Genomic DNA, 22,174 nt, shown 5'->3' with positions numbered 1-22,174 from the left:
TGCTTAATAGCGATATTGCAGGGTATTGATTGATAACTGCCAAATCGAGATGCCAGCTAACAACGCTGTGCAAGCTGGCACGATCAGCCACCAGGCTTTCATCGATAGCGGGGCGAGTGGGTGTTTGATTTGACTGATTGCCAGGCTGGCTGCACACAATGTGCTCGCCAACAGCGCGCCTCCAATGATGTCGGTCGGCCAGTGTGCGCCGAGGTACACCCGTGAGCAGGCGATCATCAGTGCTGGCAGGCAACTGACGATCAACCAGGTCAGGCGCAATCGTGCTGGCTGACCACGTCCGGCGAGAACCCCAAGCACCAGGAAAAAAGCAAAGGCCGCCGAACTGTGCCCGCTGGGGAAGCTGAAGCTGCTCAGCGGCTCGGCCAGTACCTCAGGCCGCTGGCGAGCAAAGGTCAGCTTCAGCACGGTATTGCTAAGGGCTGTGCCCAGCAGGGTCATGGCGCTAAATAATGCCGAGCGCCACTGCTTGGCCGCGACTAACAACAGGCATAGCAACGCTGCGGCCGCGAACTGTGTGGTGAAGTCGCCCAGGTGGGTGATGCTTTGCGCCAGCATGTCGGCATGGCTACTGCGTTGTTCCTGGATCAGGGTCATCAAGCCGTTATCCAGTTCGTCCAGATGGGGCCAGCCAATCATCATGGCAATGAGTGCTATCAGTCCTGAGCAGGCGGTTATGAGTCCGGCGTGGTGCTGGTCGCGCAGGTTGCTTTGCGCGGCGATCAGCACAAAAAGCCCAACACCCGCGGCGACTATGGCGGCTTCAGCCCAGAAACCTGGAGGCAAAGGCAAGCGCAGTGCCGCGCCGGTCGCCCAGCCGGGTAGCAAATAGGCGACTGACCAGCCGGCTGCGGCGAGCAGACTGACCAGGATAAATCGTGGCAGCGGCATGTTCAGCATTCCTGCGACCATCGGCAGCATCGGTCGCAGGGGGCCGATAAAACGCCCCACTAGCAGGCTGGCAATACCGTAGCGCTGGAAGTAGTTTTCAGCGTATTCGAGCCAGTGTTCACGCTGCCGCAAGCCAGGCAGGCGGCGGATGTCTTTGTGGAAAAAATGCCCCAGTGCGTAGGACAGCGCATCGCCCAGCAGTCCGCCGGCATAGGCCAATAACAAGGTTTCACCGAGACTCAGGACGCCGCTGCCTGCCATGGCCGCCACGGCAAAGAGTAAAAATGTGCCGGGCACTATCAAGCCCACGATTGCCAGGCACTCGGTCAGCGCGATCAGGAATACTGCAGCGGCCAGCCATTGCGGGTTGCTGGACAACCAGCCAGTCAAGGGTTCAATCCATTGGTTCATCTGTGTGCGTCCTGGCGATCGAGTCTATAAAAATCATGGCCTTCAAGCTGCCCGCGCCGCAAAGGGTTGCGCGTGCAGTATTGTGCATAGTCTGCATCAACAAACCGATAGGGCAGTTGTTCATCGCGACCATGTGGAATGCCAAGGCGGGTGGTTTGAATAATCTGTTGGGGGGACTCGCCAATGTCCTCGACAAAGAGCCGCTCCGGGTCGAAACGCTGTGCATCCCACTCGGGCACTTTCAAACCGAGCGCCTTACATAGCAGGGTTTGTCCTGAGCAGAGTTTTTCCCGCGCGCGCGGTTGGCCCTGGCTGTCCGGGTTGTTCCTTTGCATGCGTTCAAGGCTTGGAGCGCCAGAGCATTCGTCGAGCCAGGCGAAGCCGGACTTGATCAAAACCGCATTGCCCGGGCCCTGTGCGCTGAAATTAAGGGAGTCTCCACCGCGTGCGTAATACATGTAGATATGCCCGCCATCGAGAAACAGGGCGCGACGTTTTTCTGTATAGCCAAGCGATGCGTGGCTGCCTTTTTCAGCACAGTAATAAGCTTCTGTCTCGATAATTCGTGCCGAAAGCCAAAGGGCTCCCTGGCGGTGGCGAATGACTTTGCCGAGAAGATCGCGGGCCAGTACACATGCGTCGCGATTGAAAAAAACATCGTTCAATGGCTGGCTTGCTGTACTTAAGGCGGGTTTGTCAGGCATGGGCTGTCGCTGCTTGGTCGTAGGGCATAGGCTGCTTGGATAATAACAAGACGAGCCTTAAGCATGTCTGAACGCGTTCTTCACAGCCACATAAGCCCGAGTGCGCATTTCACTGCGTACGTATGGTACCGGCGCGGCTTGTCTGATGCTGCATTTATCAGCACCTTTGGCCGTTTCTCCCACTCTGTTCTAAGGCCGGTGATGTGGGCGAGCAGGCGTTTTTTTGACCTGGATCTTGAAAACATGTTGCTGCTGCGTCATCTGCAAATTGATGCATGCCTGCACTGCGCTATTGAAAATCATGGGGTTCGCCAGGTGGTTGAAATCGCCTGCGGGCTTTCGCCTCGGGGGCGGCGTTTCACTCAGCGTTATCCGCAACTTCGCTACATGGAAGCCGATTTGCCGGATATGGCTGAGCGCAAGCGCCAGTTGCTGGCCAGGAACGGCTGGCTTGGCGACAGGCATCAGGTTACCGCTGTCGATGTGTTTGCCCAGCATGGCGTCAATAGCCTCGCCAGTGCTTTTGCCCAGCTAGATCGCGATGAGCCTGTCTTGGTGATTACCGAAGGGTTGGTCAACTATTTCCCGCGAAAACAGATCGAGTTGTTTTGGACGCGCCTAGCTGGTGAGCTAAGCGCTTTCAGTGCGGCAAGCTATATCACCGACTTGTATCCGGAGTTGCAGGCGCATCCGCGTTACCAACAAATTCGTTGGGGTGTTGATTTGGTGGGGAAACTGACCCGCGGCGAGTATTACCTGCACTACGCCGATGCCGAGGCAATTGGTTCAGGTTTCAAGGCCTGTGGCTTTGCTGCTGTCGAGGTTATTGATCCCAGCCTGCGCGCTACAGATTTGGGCCTGCCAATCGCGAAAGGGCCTGGCTTGGTGAGAGTCGTTCACGCCCATATGTAAGCCCCTGATAGGCGTAGGCGCGCCGGATGTAGTGGGCCAGTGCCTGGCTGGCTCGCGCGTCGGCGTGGGTGAAGATAAACGCTGCCCCCTGCGTAGACTGGTGAACCAGCAGAATACCTTGTGGCTCAAGTTCCTGGAGTAACAGCTGCCAGCCACGAACAGGCAATTGCTGGGTGTATTCAGTGCGCAGCAGTCCGCCGAAGAAGCCCAGCTCAACAATTTCCGCATGCCATTCGCGACCATCGATACTGCGCAGGCGAGCTTGAGCTTGTGGCGGTGGGGTACGTGCTTCCTGGCGACGTTCGAGTTGCAATAGTGAATGACTCTTGATGCGCCGGACGCCCGCACACTGCATGGGCAGCGTTCTGCCTTGCAGGAATGGCAGGTAAAGCTGGCTGCAGCTTGGGCGACGTTCCAGTTGTGCAAGGTGATCGGCGTTGTTGATGATTGCAAATTCTGCATCCGCACAGGCCGCGGCAAAATGCGCATGCTCCCAGGGCTGGGTGAAGTGGTCATATTCGCCAGCGATTATGAGCGTTGGGCACTTGGGGTGTGCGTCAAACCCTTGGAAGTCGAGCAGGCGCCGGCTGTTTTGTTGGTAGCGCTGGATATCCGAGCCGGACAAGCGTTGCAACTGACGCAGCAAGGCTTTTTGAAAGGTCGGGGATATTCCTGTTTCTTCAATGCGCAAGGGGTTGATCAGGCCGCTGACGACGCCTTGTGCAAAGAGCTTGATATCGCCTTGCTCAAGTATGTGGAGGCTTTCCTCCAGTAATAGTCGTGCGCCAGGCCTACCGAATGCGGCAACGCCAGAAAGCAGCAAGCGGTAACATTTACCTGGGTGGCGACAGGCAAACAATGCTGCGAGTGCAGAACCATACGAAAGCCCTATTGGCATGACGGCGGGTAGATTCAGTTCGCTGATAAAGCCTGCAATCAGGTCAGCCAGATCCTCCAGGCTCAACTCGCCGGCGGGCTGCAGGTTGCCGCCCTGGCCGGGCAGGTCGAGCAGGATCACGGGATGGTCGGCCAGCAATTCGCCGACTTCGTGACTGAAAGAGCGAAAGCTCTGGAAAGCGCCGCCTATGAACAGCACGGGCTGGCGCGAATCATGGCTATGGGTGGCGTATGCGAGGTACTGCAGGCGCCAGGGACCGATCATCAGCGTCTGGGGGCTGTTATTCAATTGCGTCGGGTTGTAGTCGGTTCTATAGCGCATGGCTCAATTGCTCCGACGGTGGTCCGCCTGTCATTATTCTCGGTATTTAGCGCCTTGGCGTGGTCGCTAATGGGTTGCCAGGCGGATACAGCTGGGTGATGGCACGGGGTAAGTGTTTTTCTGTGTAGGTAGTTTTGAAAATAGACAGGTGCATTTCTTTTGGTTACCTATCCTTAGACCTGTCTGTCCTGCAGGGCGCTTTTATTGGCGAAATAACGGCTGCTGCAGTTGTTACTGTGGAAAAACCGTAACAAGCTGTTCGCCATCTGCCAGGCACCGCTGTGCGTGAGGGCTTGCGCTCGCTATAATCAGCCGCTTTCCTTGTTGCCTGGCTACCGAGACCATGACTGAGTCCGTGCTCGACTATATGACCCGCTTGGGCCGTGCTGCCCGTGAGGCTTCGCGCGTGATTGCGCGTGCCAGCACTGCCCAGAAGAACCGCGCCTTGCTGGCCGCCGCGTCGGCGCTGGATTGTGCGCGCGCCGAATTGACCGAAGCCAACGCCAAAGACCTCGCCGCAGGTCGTGAAAATGGCCTGGAACCGGCGATGCTCGATCGCCTGGCGCTGACGCCTGCGCGCATCGATGCAATGATCGAAGGCCTGCGCCAGGTGGCGACATTGCCCGATCCGATCGGTGCCATTCGGGATTTAAGCTACCGTCCGTCGGGTATTCAGGTTGGCAAGATGCGCGTGCCGCTTGGCGTGGTGGGCATCATTTACGAGTCGCGGCCAAATGTGACCATTGATGCCGCGAGCCTGTGCCTGAAATCCGGCAACGCGACTATCTTGCGTGGCGGCTCGGAGGCCATTCACTCCAATCGGGCGGTTGCGGCATGCATCCAGCGTGGCTTGGCCGCAGCCGATCTGCCTGCTGCCGTGGTGCAAGTGGTTGAAACCACTGACCGCGCAGCGGTCGGCGCGTTGATTACCATGCCCGAGTTTGTTGATGTGATCGTGCCGCGTGGCGGCAAGGGGCTGATCGAGCGGGTAAGCCGCGATGCGCGCGTACCGGTGATCAAGCACCTTGACGGCATTTGTCACGTCTACGTAGATGCACTGGCTGAATTGGCAAAAGCGCAGAAGATTGCCTTCAATGCCAAAACCTATCGTTACGGGATTTGCGGTGCAATGGAAACCCTGCTGGTCCATCAGTCGGTCGCGGCCGATTTCCTGCCGGCGATGGCGGCACAGTTCGCTGAGAAAGGTGTCGAGTTACGTGGCTGCGAGCGCACGCGCAACCTGATTGCGGCCAATCCTGCGACTGAGGAGGATTGGGCTACCGAGTATCTGGCGGCGATTTTGTCGATTCGTATCGTTGATGATCTTGATCAGGCTATCGAGCATATCAACCACTATGGCTCGCACCACACCGACTCGATCGTGACTGAACATCAGGGCCATGCCCGGCGCTTCATGGCTGAGGTCGACTCCAGTTCAGTGATGCTCAATACACCAACCTGTTTCGCCGATGGCTTTGAGTATGGCCTTGGCGCGGAGATTGGCATCTCGACCGATAAGCTGCATGCTCGCGGCCCGGTGGGGCTTGAAGGCCTGACGTGCGAGAAGTACGTGGTGGTCGGTGACGGCCAGTTGCGCGGGCAGAATGCCTAAACGCATTGGCCTATTTGGCGGCACCTTTGACCCGGTGCACATTGGGCATTTGCGCGGCGCGGTAGAAGTCGCCGAGTTTATGGCCCTTGATCAGCTGCGCCTGATACCCAGTGCGCGGCCGCCACACAGGGATACGCCGCTGGTTTCGGCCCATGACCGTCTGGCAATGGTCGAGTGTGCGGTGGCTGGTGTTGCACCGCTGGTGGTTGATGATCGCGAACTCAAGCGCGATAAGCCGTCCTATAGCATCGATACTTTGGAATCGCTGCGGGCTGAGTTGGCAGCGGATGATCAGCTGTATTTGTTACTGGGCTGGGATGCCTTTTGCGGGTTGCCAAGCTGGCACCGTTGGGATGAATTATTGCTGCATTGCCATATCCTGGTATTGCAGCGTCCCGATGCTGACAGCGAAGCCCCAGAGGCACTGCGCGATTTGTTAGCGGCGCGCAGTGTCAGCGATCCACATGCGATGACCGGTGCATGTGGGCAGATTTCCTTTGTGTGGCAAACGCCGATGGCGGTGTCTGCCACGCAAATTCGCGGGCTGTTGCTCGACGGAAAATCGGTACGTTACTTGGTGCCAGATAAGGTACTGACTTACATCCAAGCGCACGGGCTGTACCGTGCAGCGAACTGAGAGCCTGCAGACAAAGGCTATGCGAGATTGAAACAGCCAGGCAATCATCGACTGATGATGCGGGGCGTCGATCGATAGTGAGTTTAGCAATACGCGTCTGCAAGTTCTGACATATGAGGCAAACGAGTTACCTATGAAGAATCAAATCATGCCGAGCGAAGACCTGGTCAAACTGGCCATCGCGGCTCTGGAAGACATCAAGGCCCAGGACATCACCACCATTGATGTGCGCGAAAAGACCAGCATCACCGACTTCATGGTTATCGCCAGCGGTACCTCCAGCCGTCACGTCAAGTCACTGGTCGACAATGTTCTGGAGAAAGTAAAGGAGCAGGGTGTTCGTCCAATCGGCAGCGAAGGCCTGGATACCGGCGAGTGGGCGCTGCTTGACCTTGGCGATATCGTGGTCCATGTCATGCTGCCGACCACGCGCCAGTTCTATGACCTCGAGCGCCTGTGGCAGGGCGCCGAGCAGAGCCGTGCACAGCACGCGCCAGAGCAAGGTTCTGAAGCAGAGTAAGGACGCCTGGCTGTGCGTATCAAATTGATTGCCGTCGGATCAAAAATGCCGCGCTGGGTCGAGGATGGCTGGCAGGAGTATGCCAAGCGCATGCCTTCTGAGCTGGCGCTGGAGCTCATTGAGATCCCGCTGACAACGCGAAGCAAAAATGCCGATGTTGCCCGTATGATTCGCCAGGAAGGCGAAGCTATGCTGGCCAAGGTTCAGCCCGGTGAACGGATTGTGACCCTGGAGGTCGAAGGACGGCCATGGAGCACCGAGCAGTTGGCCGTCGAGCTGGATAAATGGCGGCTTGATTCGCGAACAGTCAATCTGATGGTCGGTGGCCCCGAAGGGCTTGCGCCTGAAGTTCAGGCGCGTAGCGAGCAACGCTGGTCGTTGTCGCCACTGACCTTGCCGCATCCGCTGGTTCGCGTCCTCATCGGCGAGCAGGTTTATCGCGCCTGGACAGTGTTGTCCGGCCATCCCTACCATAAGTAGCCACAGTCCCGATGCCGCAGCCGATTCGCCTAAAAGACCACGAAAAAGACGCACGACTGATTCGTGGGCGCGCGATTGTCGGCGCCATTGTGGTTTTCCTATTGATTGGGGTGTTGGTCAGCCGCCTTTATTATCTGCAGGTGGTGCAATACGAGTACCACTCGACACTGTCTGAGAACAATCGCGTTCATGTTCAGCCCATTCCGCCGAATCGTGGGCTTATCTATGATCGAAATGGAGTGATCGTCGCCGATAACAGGCCAAGTTTCAGTTTAACGCTGACCCGCGAGCGGGCCGGCGACTGGGAGAAGGTGCTGGATGTTATCGTCGAAGTGCTGGGGCTGCCCGAAGAAGATCGCCAGTTGTTCGAGAAGCGCGTGCGCCAGGGGCGTAGACCCTTTGAGCCGGTGCCGGTGTTGTTTGAACTGAGCGAAGAGCAAATCGCCAAGGTCGCGATCAATCAGTTCCGCCTGCCAGGCGTTGAAGTGACCGCACAGTTGGTCCGGCATTACCCGCTTGGCGAGCACTTTGCTCACTCGGTGGGCTATGTCGGGCGTATCAACGAAGCGGAACTGAAAAAACTCGACCCTGTTGAGTACAGCGGTTCTCACCACATAGGTAAAACCGGTGTGGAGCGCTTTTATGAATCGCAGCTGCATGGCAAGGTGGGTTACGAAGAGGTCGAGACCAACGCTCGTGGTCGTGTCTTGCGAGTGCTTAATCGTACCGATCCGCAACCGGGTAAGGACCTGGTCCTGACCATAGATACCAAGCTTCAGGAGGCTGCCGAAAAGGCGCTAGGTGGCCGTCGCGGGGCGATTGTTGCGATTCAGGTCAAGACAGGGGAAGTGTTGGCCATGGTCAGCCAGCCGAGTTTCGACCCGAATCCCTTTGTCACCGGCATCAGCTTCAAGGCCTACGCCGAATTGCGCGACTCTATTGACCAGCCCCTGTTCAACCGGGTCTTGCGCGGCCTGTATCCGCCAGGTTCCACGGTCAAGCCCATGATGGCGATTGCCGGTCTTGATGCCGGGGTTATCACGCCGAGCTCCAGAGTGTTTGACCCGGGGTTTTACCAGTTGCCTAACAATACGCATAAATATCGCAACTGGAACCGCTATGGGGATGGATCGGTCAACCTCGAGACTGCGTTGATGCGTTCCAACGACACCTATTTCTATGATTTGGCGCATAAGTTGGGCATTGATCGCATGCATGACTACATGACCAAGTTTGGTCTTGGCCAACGTGTTTCCCTGGATATGTTCGAGGAAACTGCAGGGCTGATGCCATCGCGAGAGTGGAAGCGTGGGCGTTACCGCCAGGCCTGGTATCCGGGGGAAACCTTGATTCTCGGTATTGGTCAGGGCTACATGCAGACCACTCCGCTGCAACTGGCGCAGGCCACGACCTTGGTGGCTAACCACGGCAAATGGATTCGTCCGCACCTGGCCAAGACCATCGGCGGGGTAAAGCCGGTGGACGAGAATCCTGTACCGGACATCGTATTGAAAGATCCAAAATACTGGGATTACGCACGAAACGGCATGGAAATGGTGATGCATGGCGCCCGTGGTACTGCGCGCAAGGTGGGCAACTCGGCGGCTTATCGAATTGCCGGTAAAAGTGGTACTGCCCAGGTTGTAGCGATCAAGCAAGGCGAGCGTTATGACCGCAGCAAGGTTCGTGAACGCCACCGCGACCATGCCTTGTTCGTTGGCTTTGCGCCGGCTGAAAACCCTGAGATTGCCGTCTCGGTGCTGGTTGAGAATGGAGAGTCGGGATCGGGCGTTGCAGCGCCAGTGCTTAAGGCGGTCATGGATGCCTGGTTGCTGGATGAAAACGGCGTGCTCAAGCCCGAGTATGCTCCACCTGCTAATGAACAGGCGCAGGAACAATGAGCAATAGCTTTGACCGTACCCTGTCCAACGAAGATGTGATGCGTCGCAGGGCAAGCCTGCTCCAGCGTTTGCATATCGACGGTATCTTATTGCTACTGCTGCTGACCTTGGCCGCAGGTAGCCTGTTTGTCTTGTATTCGGCAAGTGGCAAAGATGTCGACCTGCTGATGAAACAGGCCAGTTCCTTCGGCATTGGCCTGGTTGGCATGATCATCATTGCCCAGTTTGAGCCGCGATTCATGGCGCGCTGGGTGCCGCTGGCTTACGTCGGTGGTGTTGCGCTGCTGGTGGCCGTCGATGTCATGGGGCACAACGCAATGGGGGCGACGCGCTGGATCAATATTCCGGGGGTGATTCGCTTCCAGCCGTCGGAGTTCATGAAGATCATCATGCCGGCCACCATTGCCTGGTACCTCTCGAAACGGACCCTGCCGCCGCGCTTGAAACATATTGTCGTGAGTCTGGCGCTGATTGGCGTGCCCGTGAGCCTTATCCTTGTGCAGCCAGATCTGGGTACGGCGCTGTTGGTGATCACTTCCGGTGCCTTTGTCTTGTTCATGGCGGGTTTGCAGTGGCGCTGGATCATCGGCGCGGCAGCGGCCCTGGTTCCTGTTGCGGTGGGCATGTGGTTTTTTGTCCTGCACCAGTACCAGAAGCAACGGGTGTTGACCTTTCTCAGCCCCGAGACCGATCCGCTGGGCAGTGGCTGGAATATTATCCAGTCCAAGGCTGCAATTGGTTCCGGGGGCGTGTTGGGCAAGGGTTGGTTGTTGGGCACCCAGTCGCACCTGGACTTTCTACCGGAAAGCCACACGGACTTTATCATTGCGGTCCTGGCTGAAGAGTTTGGTCTGGTTGGCGTATGTATATTGCTGTTCGTGTATCTGTTGTTGATCAGTCGTGGGCTGGTGATAACCGTGCAAGCACAGACGCTGTTCGGTAAGCTCATGGCCGGGTCGCTCACGATGACGTTTTTCGTCTACGTGTTCGTCAATATCGGCATGGTCAGTGGTTTGCTGCCTGTCGTTGGGGTTCCCCTGCCATTCATTAGCTATGGCGGAACTTCGCTGATCACGTTGTTGTCAGGGTTTGGGGTTTTGATGTCGATTCACACACACCGTAAGTGGATCGCTCAGGTTTAATTGGGGTTAGGAATTCAATGCAAATACTGCGTGGCTGGGCCGTACGACAAGCACACTGGTTAGGACTTGCCACTGCGCTCGGCTGGGTTCAGCAAGCGGGCGCAGGTGATTATTCGCAATCACCTGAAGTCGCTTCATTTATCACCGAAATGACCCGTGACTACGGTTTTGCCGAGGAGCAGCTAGTCAGCTTGTTCGGTGAAGTTGAGCGCAAGCAGTCGATTATCAACGCTATTTCGCGGCCTGCTGAGCGCGTCAAGCCATGGAAGGACTATCGCCCGATCTTCATCACCGATTCGCGTATTGCCCGCGGCGTCGATTTTTGGCGTCAGCATGAGGCCGCCTTGGCGCGTGCCGAGAAAGAATACGGCGTTCCGGCCCAGTACATAGTTGCAATCATCGGCGTGGAAACCTTCTACGGCGGCAATACGGGCAGTTACCGGGTTCTGGATGCATTGTCGACGCTGGCGTTCGACTACCCGCCGCGTGCGCCATTTTTCCGCAAGGAATTGCGTGAGTTCCTGATGTTGTCGCGCGAGGAGCAGGTCGATCCAATTACCCTTAAAGGCTCGTATGCAGGCGCGATGGGGCTGCCACAATTTATGCCGAGCAGCTTCCGCGCCTATGCCGTGGACTTTGATGGTGATGGTCATATCAATATCTGGAGCGACCCGGATGATGCGATCGGCAGCGTTGCCAGCTATTTCAAGCGTCATGGCTGGTTGCCGGGCGAGCCGACGGTCAGTCGCGCCAGTGTTTCCGGGGATAAGGTTGATCAAGGTTTGACCGAAGGCCTTGATCCGGTGAAAAATATCAATCAGCTAAAAGAGCTTGGCTGGACTACCACCGATAAGCTTGATGGCGAGATGCCTGTAACGGCTTTTCGTCTTGAGGGTGTCGATGGCGACGAGTATTGGTTAGGCTTACCCAACTTTTACGTGATCACGCGCTACAACCGCAGCAGCATGTACGCGATGGCGGTCACTCAACTGGCCCAATTGATAGTCGAAGCACGGGGAACCCATTGATGTCGAGCCTGCCACTCAGACTCATTACGCTTGGCGCTATCACCTTGGCGCTGGCAAGTTGCTCGTCTAAACAGCCCGTGGTCAAGCCAGTCGCCACGCAGCCCACAGGCATTAGTGGCCCTGGTAATTTTGCGCGCCCGCATCGGGACGGCGCGCCCTGGTGGGATGTCGATGTATCGCTGATTCGCGACGCAGTGCCGACACCGCACACGGGGCCTTACAAGGCCAGCCCTTATACCGTATTGGGCACCAAGTATTTCCCCATCCAGGACGGCAGTTCTTACCGCGCCACGGGCCTGGCATCCTGGTATGGCACAAAATTCCATGGGCAGGCCACTGCCAACGGCGAGACCTACGATCTCTATGGCATGACGGCCGCGCACAAGACCTTGCCGCTGCCAAGCTATGTCAAGGTGACTAACCTGGAAAATGGCAAGACCGCCATTTTGCGGGTCAATGACCGGGGCCCGTTCTACTCCGACCGGATTATCGACCTGTCCTTTGCCGCTGCGAAAAAGCTGGGATATGCCGAGAAAGGCACGGCCCGCGTCAAGGTGGAAGGCATCGATCCTAAACAATGGTGGGCAAAACAGGGCAAGACTGCGCCAATGGTCTTGGCCGAACCCAAGTCAGTTGCGCCAGCAAAAACGCAAATGCAGGCCATGGCTGAGCCGATCGAGCAGTATGTACCGCCCGTAAGCCAGCATGCTGCGCCCGTATTGCCAGTTCAGGTCGACTCAAAAAAAAACGATTCACTCGCAGCCTCTGGCCTGTATCTCCAAGTGGGAGCCTTCGCCAATCCGGACGCTGCGGAGCTTCTCAAGGACAAGCTGAGCGGGACAGTCACTGCCCCGGTGTTCATCAGCTCAGTGGTGCAGAACCAGCGGACCCTGCATCGCGTTCGCGTCGGTCCGATCAGCAATCAGGGCGAGGCTGAGCAATTGCAGGAAAGTGTGCGTCTGGCCAACCTGGGTAAACCCACTGTGGTCAAGGCCAACTGAATTGGCGGCTCCAGTCAGCCAGTAAGCAGGCAGCAAGCTGTCGCGGCACCCAAGTGTTGCGACGGTCATTCATAATTTGCCCATTCGGGCTTGTTCCACCATCAGCTACTTCGAGAGACGGATGAATATCACCAGCTTTGCGCAACGCGTTTCATTGTCACTTTTGCTAATTGCTGCGCCAGTCGCATTTGCCCAGCAAATGGCTACACCTGCGCCACCCCAGCTGGCGGCTAAATCCTATGTGCTGATGGATGCAGCAACAGGTCAGGTACTGGTTGAGAATGAAGGTGACCAGCGTCTGCCGCCTGCGAGCCTGACCAAGCTGATGACCGCCTATATCGCAACCCTGGAGATCAAGAAGGGGCAGATCAGCGAAAGCGATATGGTTACCATCAGCGAGCACGCCTGGCGCACAGGCGGCTCGCGTATGTTCGTCAAGGTTAATACCCAGGTGTCGCTGAGCGACCTGCTGCACGGCATCATCATCCAGTCGGGCAATGATGCCAGTGTTGCCGTTGCCGAGCACATTGCCGGCAGTGAAGATGCATTTGCCGACATGATGAATAACACCGCCAAAGAGCTGGGGCTGACCAACAGCCACTTCATGAATGCAACTGGCTTGCCGCATCCAGACCATTACTCCTCGGCGCACGACATGGCCAAGCTGGCCCGTGACATCATTTATATCGACCCGTCCCACTACGCAATTTATTCGCAGAAAGAATTTCTCTGGAATAACATCAAGCAGCCAAACCGCAATCTGCTGCTGTGGCGCGACAAGACTGTTGACGGCCTGAAAACCGGTCACACCGATGAAGCCGGGTATTGCCTGGTGGCATCTGCAGTGCGTGATGGCATGCGCCTGATCGCCGTGGTATTCGGCACCAATAGCGAACAGGCGCGTGCCGCTGAAACGCAGAAGCTGCTGACCTATGGTTTCCGCTTCTTCGAAACCCGTACTTTCTACAAGAAAGGTGCGGAGCTTGCGCAGACTGCAGTGTGGAAAGGCGCTGATCACCAGGTCAAGGCCGGCCTGGCAGAAGACCTGACCTTGACCTTGCCAAGAGGCCAGGTGGACAAGTTGCAAGCCAGCATGACCATGACGCCGCAACTGATTGCACCGATCAAGCAAGGTGACGTTGTCGGTAAAGTTGAAGTCAAACTGGGTGATAAAGTGGTGCAAAGCACCGACCTGATTGCACTTGAGCCTGTCGAAGAGGGTGGCTTCTTCCGCCGCGTGTGGGATAGCATTCGCCTATTCTTCTACGGCTTGTTCAGCTGATAACTTGCTTAGCGCCTCTAAATACCCTTGCCCTGTTTGCGGTTCAGGTGTTCGGAGGCGTCTAATGCGCCCCTATCCGGGGCGTAACACATATGGACGGGCCAAAAGCCCGCTGATGCCATGACTGATACTGACGATGTAAAAGCACCAAAAATCGAGTTTCCTTGCGAGCGCTACCCAATCAAAGTGATTGGCGATGCGGGCGAAGGCTTCGCTGATCTGGTGATTGATGTGATTCAGCGCCATGCTCCCGAGCTGGACCCTGGAACATTGGTCACGCGGGACAGCAGTAATGGGCGCTACCTGTCTGTACAAGTGCTGATCACTGCGACGGGTGTCGAGCAACTGCAAGCCATTCATGTTGATTTGCGAGCAACTGGCCGCGTCCACATGGTGTTGTGATGAGCCTGATCGGCTTTCGTGAGTTGGGGCAGGTGGCCTATGAGCCGACCTGGCATGCCATGCAGCGGTTTACTGACAGCCGTGGCCCTGAAACCACTGACGAAATCTGGCTGCTTGAGCACCCCCCTGTATTTACCCAGGGACAAGCGGGTAAAGCCGAGCATGTACTGCTGCCGGGTGATATTCCGGTGGTGCAGGTGGATCGTGGCGGTCAGGTGACCTATCACGGCCCGGGCCAATTGATTGCCTACCTGATGCTCGATGTTCGTCGCTCCAAGCTCGGTGTTCGTGATTTGGTGACCCGCATGGAGCAGAGCTTGCTGGACCTGCTGGCCAGCTACGGCGTCACTGCATACACCAAGAGCGATGCCCCGGGTGTCTATGTGGGAGACGCAAAAATTGCTTCGCTCGGCCTGCGTATTCGCAATGGCCGCTCATTCCATGGACTGGCCCTTAATACCGACATGGACCTGTCGCCGTTCCAGCGCATCAACCCCTGTGGCTATGCGGGAATGGCAATGACTCAACTGGCTGACCTGGTTGAGACGCCAATAGAATTTTCCGAGGTTCGTGCCCGGCTGCGTGACCAGCTCGTCAAACACCTCGACTACGCTGAACAGAAGACCCTTGCGGGCGGAATTGACTGATGAGCACTGTGGAAACAGCCGGCAAACCGGCCAAGGTTGAAGTAGGCGTCAAGCTGCGTGGCGCAGAGAAGATGGCGCGCATCCCGGTAAAAATTATCCCGACTGACGAGTTGCCTAAAAAGCCTGACTGGATTCGTGTCCGAATTCCGGTTTCGCCAGAGGTCGATCGTATCAAGCAACTGCTGCGCAAGCACAAGCTGCATAGCGTGTGCGAAGAAGCGTCCTGCCCGAACCTGGGCGAGTGCTTCTCTGGCGGTACTGCAACCTTCATGATCATGGGGGATATCTGTACCCGTCGCTGCCCGTTCTGCGACGTTGGCCACGGGCGTCCAAAGCCACTGGATACCGACGAGCCAACCAACCTCGCCGTGGCTATTGCCGACTTGAAGCTGAAGTACGTGGTGATCACTTCGGTTGACCGTGATGACCTGCGTGACGGCGGCGCCCAGCACTTCGTTGATTGCCTGCGTGAAATCCGCAAGTTGTCACCGAATGTGCAATTGGAAACCCTGGTACCTGACTACCGTGGTCGCATGGATGTTGCCCTGGCGATTACGGCCAACGAGCCGCCTGATGTGTTCAACCACAACCTCGAGACTGTACCGCGCCTGTACAAGGCTGCGCGTCCTGGTTCCGACTTCGAGTGGTCTTTGGACCTGCTGCAAAAGTTCAAGCAGCTGGTGCCGGGGGTTCCTACCAAGTCAGGCTTGATGCTGGGCTTGGGTGAAACCGATGAAGAAGTCATCGAGGTGATGAAGCGCATGCGCGAGCATGACGTGGATATGCTGACCCTGGGTCAATACCTGCAGCCCTCGCGCAACCACTTGCCAGTGCAGCGCTTTGTGCACCCGGACGTCTTTGCCTGGTTTGCCGAAGAAGGCCTGAAGATGGGCTTCAAGAACGTGGCATCCGGCCCGTTGGTACGTTCTTCCTACCACGCGGACCAGCAGGCTCATGGCGCCAAGGCTTAAGCGGGTTTGAGGCCTCGGGGCGGCTTTGAGCCGCTCTAAGCCATACGCACATTGAAAAGGCGACCCTGGGGTCGCCTTTTTGGTTGCTTGGATTTGTTTGTCGGGATCAGTGGTCGCGCAATTGCTGCAGCAACTCGATGCTTGGATAGCCATCGGCGGGCTGTTGCTGCTGTTGCTGGAACGCGCGCACGGCCTTGCGAGTATTGGCGCCAATGATGCCATCGGCCTTGCCTGGCTCGAAGCCTTTCTGTGCCAGCAACTGCTGTAGCTCAATACGCTCCTGGCGGCCAAGCTGGCGCTCGCCAACCGGCCATCTGGCCTGAACGCCTGCGGCGCCACGCAGGCTGTCGCTGAGCAAGCCTATGGCCAGTGCATAAGAGGTGGAGTTGTTGTAGCGCAGAATGCTGCGGAAATTGTTCATCAGCAAGAAGGCCGGGCCCTTGTGACCTGCTGGCAGCAATAGGGTAGCCATCGACTCGGATGGCACTGACGCGGCGCTGCTGTTGACCGGCTTGACGCCTAGCGCTTGCCATTGGCTCAGGGTGCGGCGCACTTCCGGGTCGGCCAGGGCATAGTCGAAGCCTGCTGGCAGGCGTACTTCAAACCCCCAGGGTTGGTTCATTTGCCAGCCGGATACGTTCAGGTATTGGGCCGCAGATGCCAGGGCGTCGGTTGATGAGCGCCAGACGTCACGCTTGCCGTCACCGTCAAAGTCCACGGCGTGCTCGTTGTAGGTGGTTGGCATGAACTGGGTTTGTCCCATCGCACCAGCCCAGGAGCCGACCAGATGTTCGGGGTCGGTATCACCATGCTGGAGAATTTGCAGCACGGCCAAGAGTTGACTGCGCCAAAAGGCCTGGCGCCGTCCCTCGTAAGCGAGCGTTGCCAGTGAGCGAACGACATTGTAGCTGCCAATGTTGCCGCCAAAGTTGCTCTCCATGCCCCAGATGGCGACCAGGGTTTCGCGATTGACCCCATAGCGCTGCTCGATACGGTCCAGGGCCTGGCGTTCTTGCAGCATCAGGGTCTTGCCCTGTTTGACGCGGGCTGGCGACACCGCGCCGTCCAGGTATTCCCAGACCGGGCGAGTGAACTCGGGTTGGCTGTTGTCCAGGCGGAGAACATCGGGGTTTGGAGTCACGCCTGCAAACGCTCGGTCAAACAGTGTTTCGCTTATCCCTGCGGCGATTGCATCGCTACGCAGCAGCATGCGCCATTCGGCGAAACTTAGTGCCGGCTGGGCTGTTTGCGCCACTTCAGGCGTGGGCGCGGGTTGGGTTATTGGCGCGGCTGTCGGTGTCCCGCTCATTGATTGAGCAGGTGCTTCAGAGCAGGCACTCAGAAGTACAAAGGAGAGGGTAATAGAGGTGTGGCTCAGGCCACGGAAAAGCAGGTTTGGCATGGTGGTCTCAGCACGTTTCCCAGTGACCTACCATAACATGGATGAGGCTGTATGCAGACTGAAACGGTGGTTTCAGGCAGCCATGAACGAACAAGCCTCCCAGTTTTGCTGGGAGGCTTGGCGACGGTAACTACCTTTACCTTTCTGTGGCTTTTGTTGCTGGCTGCGAAATAACGGCTGGGCAACGATTGACTTGGCTTTATTCGGTCGTTTTTGACCTGATTTGCTCATGGCTTTCTCCACATTGCGTGTTTACAGCAGTGCTGCGGCGCAAATGATGGGCCGGCTGTGGAATAAAGTCCAGATTGGCGTGGTCGGGCAGGTAAGTGCCGAACGGCTTTTGTTGGTGCCTGGGTTATACGGCGTTGCTGATGCTCAGGCGTTTTCCGCATATGCTCAGGGTCAGCATGTTCAGCGTGCTCCAGGCATCACCAGGGGCCTGGCCCTTGATCTGTGCATCAATGGCCTGCGCGTCCTCCAGCAGTTTGGCCCAGCGCAGGGCTGAGTGGCGTTGCAGGGCCTTGCTGACCAGTGGCCTGCGTTTATCCCAGACCGGTGGGCGAGCAGAGCTGAAGGCTTTGTCGAGTGGCATGCCTTGGCCGTATTGCTGGGCAATGGTCGCCAGCAAACGTATCTCGCGGGCCAATGCCCAGAGAATCACCGGCGGTTCCACTCCTTCGCCGCGCAGGCCTTCAAGCATGCGCAGGGCGTGCTCGGCCTCGCCATTGAGTGCAGCGTCGATCAGGCCAAAGACATCAAAGCGGGCGCTGTCGGCCACGGCAGCCTGAACGGTGTCGACATCAACCTGATTACCCTCGGCGAGTAACTTGAGCTTTTCGATCTCTTGCGCCGCGGCAAGCAAATTGCCTTCGACCCGCACCGCAATCATCTCGACTGCCTCCTGGGTTGCGCTCAGGCCAGACTGGGCCATGCGCTGGCGAATCCATTGGCCGAGCTGGTTGGCATCCACCGGCCAGATCTGCAAGAACTGGGTGTTTGGACCTTCGATCAGGGCCTTGGCCCATTTGCTCTTTTGCGTACTGCCGTCGAGTTTGGGCAGGCTTACCAGCAGGACTGTGTCTTCCGCGGGGCGTGCAAGGTATTCAAGCAGGGCTACGCCCTTGTCGCTTGGCTTGCCACCGGGAATGCGCAACTCAAGCAGGCGCTTGTCGGCAAATAGCGAGAGGCTGGCGCTGGCCTGGAGTAAATTGCCCCAATCGAAGTTGGCTTCGGCGTTGAACACCTGGCGTTCGCTGAAACCCTGGGCGCGGCAGGCTGCGCGTATCGCGTCGCACGCTTCCTGGCAGAGCAGCGGCTCGTCGCCGCTGACGACGTAAACGGCTGCGAGTGCACCCTGTAGGTGTTTGCCAAGTTGTGCGGGGTTCAGTTTCATCTGCGCCGTGGCCTCTAGAAAGTGGCGGGTTTAGCCAGATCCGCCGGGCGTGGTGGGCAAGGCCTGTCCACCACAGTGCAGCCATATATTGAATGCCAGTGGCGCAAGGGGTGGACGGCAAATGTTCAGGTCGCACCTTTGGCAGCCTAAAAGGGTGGACGAATAAACGACGTCCACCCAAGGCTTTACTGTGCGGGTATTTCCATTGGCGACTGCTGCGGTTCAGCGGCTTGGCGCTGGCGCGCGGCTTCTTCTGCATCTGCTTCGGCCTGGGCCTTGGCTTCTGCGGTTTGCAGCAATGCATCAAGCTGTGCCGGGGTGATCAGTTGCAGGCGCAACATGAGCTGATTGATCAGGTCGCGGCGCATTTCCTGGCGCAACTGGGCCATCTCTTCGTCGGAGCCCACGATGTTGTTGCCGTCGCGGGTTTGGATGCTGCGTACTTCAAGCTGATTGTTCAGCAACAGCAGATTCTTGCTGCCGCCCCGGATTTCGTAGTCGAGACGGGTAGTCAGCTCGTTTTCTGCAGTTTGTGCTGAGCTGGTGTAGCTGGCGCTACGTTGGGTTTCCTGCTCATTGACCAGTGCCAATGTGTAAGGCGCGCCCGCATTGACCTTGACCTTGTTGTTCTCAAGGGTTTCGGTGACTTGCTTGACTGTTTCACCGTAGGCGTTACGTGCGGTCACGTTGAGTTCAGTCAGGGTGAATTGCACATCGCCGGTGCCGCGTAGCTGAAAGCCGCAAGCACTGAGTAGGGCGGTCAGGCCGATTAGTAGCAGATTCCGTTTGATCATCTTGTATCCCCTTGGCGAGCGTCCCGGCGCGGTGCATTGCCCGGCGCCGGGCTCTAATCAATTAGCGACTATGTTGACCAGTTTACCCGGCACTACGATCACTTTGCGGATGGTCATGCCTTCGGTGAAGCGCAGCACGTTTTCGTTAACCCGGGCAGCGGCTTCCACCTCTTCGCGGCTGGCGCTGGCAGGCATTTCAACTTGTCCGCGCAGCTTGCCGTTGACTTGAATCACCAGCGTCAGGTTGTCTTGTACCAGTGCCGACTCGTCCAACTGCGGCCAGCTGGCATCAATGGCCGCGGTCTCATGGCCCAGTTGCTGCCAGATTTCGTGACTGATGTGCGGCGTGATGGGCGCCAGCAGCAGCACCACGGTTTCCAGGCCTTCCTGCATCAGGGCACGGTCCTGGTCTGTGGTCTGTGCGGCTTTTTCAAGTACGTTCATCAAGGTCATCACGGCGGCAATTGCGGTGTTGAACTTGTGATGCTGGCCAATATCCTGGCTGGCTTGCTTGATTGCCAGGTGAATGGAGCGGCGTACTTCTTTCTGGGCGTCGTTCAGTTCAGCCGGTTGCTTGGCATCCGGCAAGCCGGCGCTGACGTGGGCCTGGGCCAGGCGCCAGACTCGGCGCATAAAGCGGCTGGCGCCTTCAACGCCAGAGTCGGACCACTCAAGGCTCATGTCGGGCGGCGAGGCAAACATCATGAACAAGCGGCAGGTATCGGCGCCGTACTGGTCGATCATGGCTTGTGGGTCGACGCCGTTGTTTTTTGACTTAGACATCTTCTCGGTGCCGCCAATCTCCACTGGCAGGCCATCAGCCTTGAGTTTTGCCGCGATCACCTTGCCCTTGCTGTCGTGCTCGATTTCGACGTCGGCCGGGTTGAACCAGTCCTTGGCGCCGTTTTCAGCAATGCGGTAGTAGGTATCAGCCACCACCATGCCTTGGGTCAGCAGTTTCTTGAACGGCTCGTTTGAGTTCAGCAGGCCTTCGTCACGCATCAACTTGTGGAAGAAGCGTGCATACAGCAAGTGCAGGATCGCGTGTTCGATGCCGCCAATGTATTGATCAACCGGCAGCCAGTGATCGGCAGCGGCTGGATCAACCATGCCGCCGGTATAGTTGGGCGAGGCGTAGCGGGCGAAGTACCAGGACGATTCGACAAAGGTGTCCATGGTGTCTGTTTCGCGCTTGGCCGGTGCGCCGCATTTCGGGCAGCTGCATTCGTAGAATTCAGGCATGCGCGCCAGCGGTGAGCCTGCGCCATCCGGGACTACGTCTTCCGGCAATACGACCGGCAGCTGGTCTTCCGGAACAGGTACATCGCCACAGCTGTCGCAATGCACGATAGGAATCGGGCAGCCCCAATAACGCTGGCGGCTGATGCCCCAGTCTCGCAGACGGAACTGCGTGCGAGATTTACCCAGTTTTTTATTCTGCAGGGCGACTTCGATCGCGTCGAAGGCGCCAGGGAAGTCGAGGCCGTCAAACTCGCCGGAGTTGATCAGCTCGCCGTGCTCGCCATAGGCTTCCTGCCAGGGCGCAGGCGTTTCATCGCCTGCGCTGGTACGCACTACGGCCTTGATTGGCAGGTCGTACTTGCTGGCGAACTCGAAGTCGCGCTCATCGTGTGCCGGCACGGCCATGACTGCGCCGTCGCCGTAATGCATCAGCACGTAGTTGGCGACCCAGACCGGGAGTTTCTCGCCCGTTAGCGGGTGTTCAACGAACAAGTTCGTTGGCAGGCCTTTCTTTTCCTGAGTGGCGATGTCCGCTTCAGCGACGCCGCCACGCTTGCATTCGTCGATAAATGCCTGCAGCTCAGTGTTGCCTTGCGCCGCTTGCGTGGCCAGCGGGTGCTCGGCCGCCACCGCGACGTAAGTGGCGCCCATCAGGGTATCCGGACGGGTGGTGAATACTTTCAGTTCGCCGCTGCTACCAATGCTGGCAACGTCATAAGGGAAGCAGACTTCCATGCCTCGCGACTTGCCGATCCAGTTGCGCTGCATGGTCTTGACCTGTTCAGGCCAGCCATCGAGTTCATCCAGGCTGCTCAAGAGCTCTTCCGCATATGCGGTGATCTTGAAGTAGTACATCGGGATTTCGCGCTTTTCGATCAGCGCGCCACTGCGCCAGCCGCGGCCGTCGATAACCTGCTCGTTAGCCAGAACGGTCTGGTCGACAGGGTCCCAGTTAACACTGCCGTTTTTACGGTAGATCACGCCTTTTTCAAACAGGCGGGTGAACAGCCACTGCTCCCAACGGTAATAGTCAGGCTTGCAGGTAGTGACTTCGCGTGTCCAGTCGATTGCCAGGCCCAGACTTTTCAGTTGGGTCTTCATGTAATCGATGTTTTCGTAGGTCCACTTGGCGGGCGCAACCTTGTTCTTCATGGCGGCGTTTTCCGCCGGCATGCCAAAGGCATCCCAGCCCATCGGCTGCAATACGTTCTTGCCCTGCATGCGTTGATAGCGGGCAATCACATCACCGATGGTGTAGTTGCGCACGTGACCCATGTGCAGCTTGCCGCTCGGGTAGGGGAACATCGACAGGCAATAGAATGTTTCCTTGCCTGGTTGTTCACTCACTACAAAGGATTTTTGCGCATCCCACTGGGATTGCGCGGCGGCTTCGATTTCGCGTGGCTGATACTGTTCGTGCATGGCTACTTGCGCTAGGAATAGAGGCTTTCGGGAAACGCCGTAGCATACATGACCCCCGGCAGCAGTGGGAAACCCTGATTTCATTATCTGGCCATCCATCAGGCAGTTGCTCACCGTTTGTCGCAGCGGCCCACTGCATAAGG

General features: G+C 57.5%; 21 protein-coding genes. 13 read left to right on the top strand and 8 right to left on the bottom strand.

From position 1 onward, the window contains the following. Window positions 1-3: 3 nt before the first annotated feature. Both CHB79_RS15250 and CHB79_RS15245 read right to left on the bottom strand, forming a co-directional pair. Window positions 4-1,320: a bifunctional DedA family/phosphatase PAP2 family protein gene (locus CHB79_RS15250; protein ID WP_089360544.1), complete on the bottom strand. Its 1,317-nt coding sequence runs from the start codon at window positions 1,318-1,320 to the stop codon at window positions 4-6. After that, complete coding sequence (locus CHB79_RS15245; RefSeq protein ID WP_089360543.1) at window positions 1,317-2,024, bottom strand: DNA-3-methyladenine glycosylase; 708 nt, start codon at window positions 2,022-2,024, stop codon at window positions 1,317-1,319. The genes CHB79_RS15250 and CHB79_RS15245 overlap by 4 nt, the downstream gene beginning before the upstream one ends. Window positions 2,025-2,087: 63 nt before the next feature. Between CHB79_RS15245 and CHB79_RS15240 the strand changes: the two genes are divergently transcribed. Beyond that, complete coding sequence (locus CHB79_RS15240; protein WP_176443203.1) at window positions 2,088-2,936, top strand: class I SAM-dependent methyltransferase; 849 nt, start codon at window positions 2,088-2,090, stop codon at window positions 2,934-2,936. Here the strand turns inward: CHB79_RS15240 and CHB79_RS15235 are convergent. Then, on the bottom strand, window positions 2,869-4,155 hold the full coding sequence (locus CHB79_RS15235) for an alpha/beta fold hydrolase (RefSeq protein WP_089360542.1): 1,287 nt from the start codon (window positions 4,153-4,155) through the stop codon (window positions 2,869-2,871). The genes CHB79_RS15240 and CHB79_RS15235 overlap by 68 nt on opposite strands. 343 nt (window positions 4,156-4,498) lie before the next feature. Here CHB79_RS15235 and CHB79_RS15230 point away from each other — a divergent pair, with 343 nt between their 5' ends. The 12 genes from CHB79_RS15230 to lipA all read left to right on the top strand — a co-directional run bounded on the left by CHB79_RS15230 (window position 4,499) and on the right by lipA (window position 15,778). Continuing rightward, a complete protein-coding gene (locus CHB79_RS15230; protein ID WP_089360541.1) occupies window positions 4,499-5,767 on the top strand; it encodes a glutamate-5-semialdehyde dehydrogenase in 1,269 nt (422 codons plus the stop codon). Then, window positions 5,760-6,404, top strand: a complete 645-nt coding sequence (gene nadD / locus CHB79_RS15225; RefSeq protein WP_010487234.1) for a nicotinate-nucleotide adenylyltransferase — start codon at window positions 5,760-5,762, stop codon at window positions 6,402-6,404. The genes CHB79_RS15230 and nadD overlap by 8 nt, the downstream gene beginning before the upstream one ends. Window positions 6,405-6,552: 148 nt before the next feature. Continuing rightward, window positions 6,553-6,924 (top strand): ribosome silencing factor, encoded by a 372-nt coding sequence (gene rsfS / locus CHB79_RS15220; RefSeq protein WP_029529522.1) that lies wholly within the window; start codon window positions 6,553-6,555, stop codon window positions 6,922-6,924. A gap of 12 nt (window positions 6,925-6,936) precedes the next feature. Continuing rightward, entirely contained in the window at window positions 6,937-7,404 is a 468-nt protein-coding gene (gene rlmH, locus CHB79_RS15215) for a 23S rRNA (pseudouridine(1915)-N(3))-methyltransferase RlmH (protein WP_089360540.1), read from the top strand. 11 nt (window positions 7,405-7,415) lie between these two features. Next, window positions 7,416-9,305, top strand: coding sequence for a penicillin-binding protein 2 (gene mrdA / locus CHB79_RS15210; RefSeq protein ID WP_089360539.1), 1,890 nt, complete (start codon window positions 7,416-7,418; stop codon window positions 9,303-9,305). Window positions 9,306-9,343: 38 nt separating this feature from the next. Beyond that, on the top strand, window positions 9,344-10,447 hold the full coding sequence (gene rodA / locus CHB79_RS15205; RefSeq protein WP_176443209.1) for a rod shape-determining protein RodA: 1,104 nt from the start codon (window positions 9,344-9,346) through the stop codon (window positions 10,445-10,447). 17 nt (window positions 10,448-10,464) lie between these two features. Further along, window positions 10,465-11,475: a lytic murein transglycosylase B gene (gene mltB / locus CHB79_RS15200; RefSeq protein WP_010487245.1), complete on the top strand. Its 1,011-nt coding sequence runs from the start codon at window positions 10,465-10,467 to the stop codon at window positions 11,473-11,475. Beyond that, the gene (locus CHB79_RS15195) at window positions 11,475-12,476 is read left to right on the top strand and encodes a septal ring lytic transglycosylase RlpA family protein (RefSeq protein WP_089360537.1); all 1,002 of its coding nucleotides are present in this window, start codon (window positions 11,475-11,477) and stop codon (window positions 12,474-12,476) included. The genes mltB and CHB79_RS15195 overlap by 1 nt, the downstream gene beginning before the upstream one ends. A gap of 121 nt (window positions 12,477-12,597) precedes the next feature. Then, window positions 12,598-13,758: a D-alanyl-D-alanine carboxypeptidase family protein gene (locus CHB79_RS15190; RefSeq protein WP_089360536.1), complete on the top strand. Its 1,161-nt coding sequence runs from the start codon at window positions 12,598-12,600 to the stop codon at window positions 13,756-13,758. Between the two features lie 120 nt (window positions 13,759-13,878). Beyond that, the gene (locus CHB79_RS15185) at window positions 13,879-14,160 is read left to right on the top strand and encodes a DUF493 domain-containing protein (RefSeq protein ID WP_010487248.1); all 282 of its coding nucleotides are present in this window, start codon (window positions 13,879-13,881) and stop codon (window positions 14,158-14,160) included. Next, on the top strand, window positions 14,160-14,807 hold the full coding sequence (gene lipB, locus CHB79_RS15180; protein ID WP_010487249.1) for a lipoyl(octanoyl) transferase LipB: 648 nt from the start codon (window positions 14,160-14,162) through the stop codon (window positions 14,805-14,807). The genes CHB79_RS15185 and lipB overlap by 1 nt, the downstream gene beginning before the upstream one ends. After that, window positions 14,807-15,778, top strand: coding sequence for a lipoyl synthase (gene lipA, locus CHB79_RS15175; RefSeq protein WP_010487250.1), 972 nt, complete (start codon window positions 14,807-14,809; stop codon window positions 15,776-15,778). Before lipB ends, lipA begins: the two co-directional genes overlap by 1 nt. Before the next feature lie 106 nt (window positions 15,779-15,884). On the opposite strand, the gene CHB79_RS15170 is transcribed toward lipA, so the two are convergent. From CHB79_RS15170 to leuS, 5 genes are all read right to left on the bottom strand, one after another. Next, complete coding sequence (locus CHB79_RS15170; RefSeq protein WP_010487251.1) at window positions 15,885-17,180, bottom strand: lytic murein transglycosylase; 1,296 nt, start codon at window positions 17,178-17,180, stop codon at window positions 15,885-15,887. Window positions 17,181-17,252: 72 nt separating this feature from the next. Further along, entirely contained in the window at window positions 17,253-17,411 is a 159-nt protein-coding gene (gene arfA / locus CHB79_RS15165; protein ID WP_010487252.1) for an alternative ribosome rescue factor ArfA, read from the bottom strand. A gap of 124 nt (window positions 17,412-17,535) precedes the next feature. Beyond that, a complete protein-coding gene (gene holA / locus CHB79_RS15160) occupies window positions 17,536-18,573 on the bottom strand; it encodes a DNA polymerase III subunit delta (protein ID WP_089360535.1) in 1,038 nt (345 codons plus the stop codon). A 185-nt stretch (window positions 18,574-18,758) separates the two neighbouring features. After that, window positions 18,759-19,367, bottom strand: coding sequence for an LPS-assembly lipoprotein LptE (locus tag CHB79_RS15155; RefSeq protein WP_010487254.1), 609 nt, complete (start codon window positions 19,365-19,367; stop codon window positions 18,759-18,761). Window positions 19,368-19,424: 57 nt separating this feature from the next. After that, window positions 19,425-22,031, bottom strand: a complete 2,607-nt coding sequence (gene leuS, locus CHB79_RS15150) for a leucine--tRNA ligase (protein ID WP_089360534.1) — start codon at window positions 22,029-22,031, stop codon at window positions 19,425-19,427. Window positions 22,032-22,174 lie beyond the last annotated feature (143 nt).

This window comes from Pseudomonas segetis (assembly GCF_900188155.1).
Taxonomy (GTDB): domain Bacteria; phylum Pseudomonadota; class Gammaproteobacteria; order Pseudomonadales; family Pseudomonadaceae; genus Aquipseudomonas; species Aquipseudomonas segetis.
Note: the sequence above shows the minus strand (reverse complement) of the source record. Positions and strands in the feature narration are given on the sequence as shown.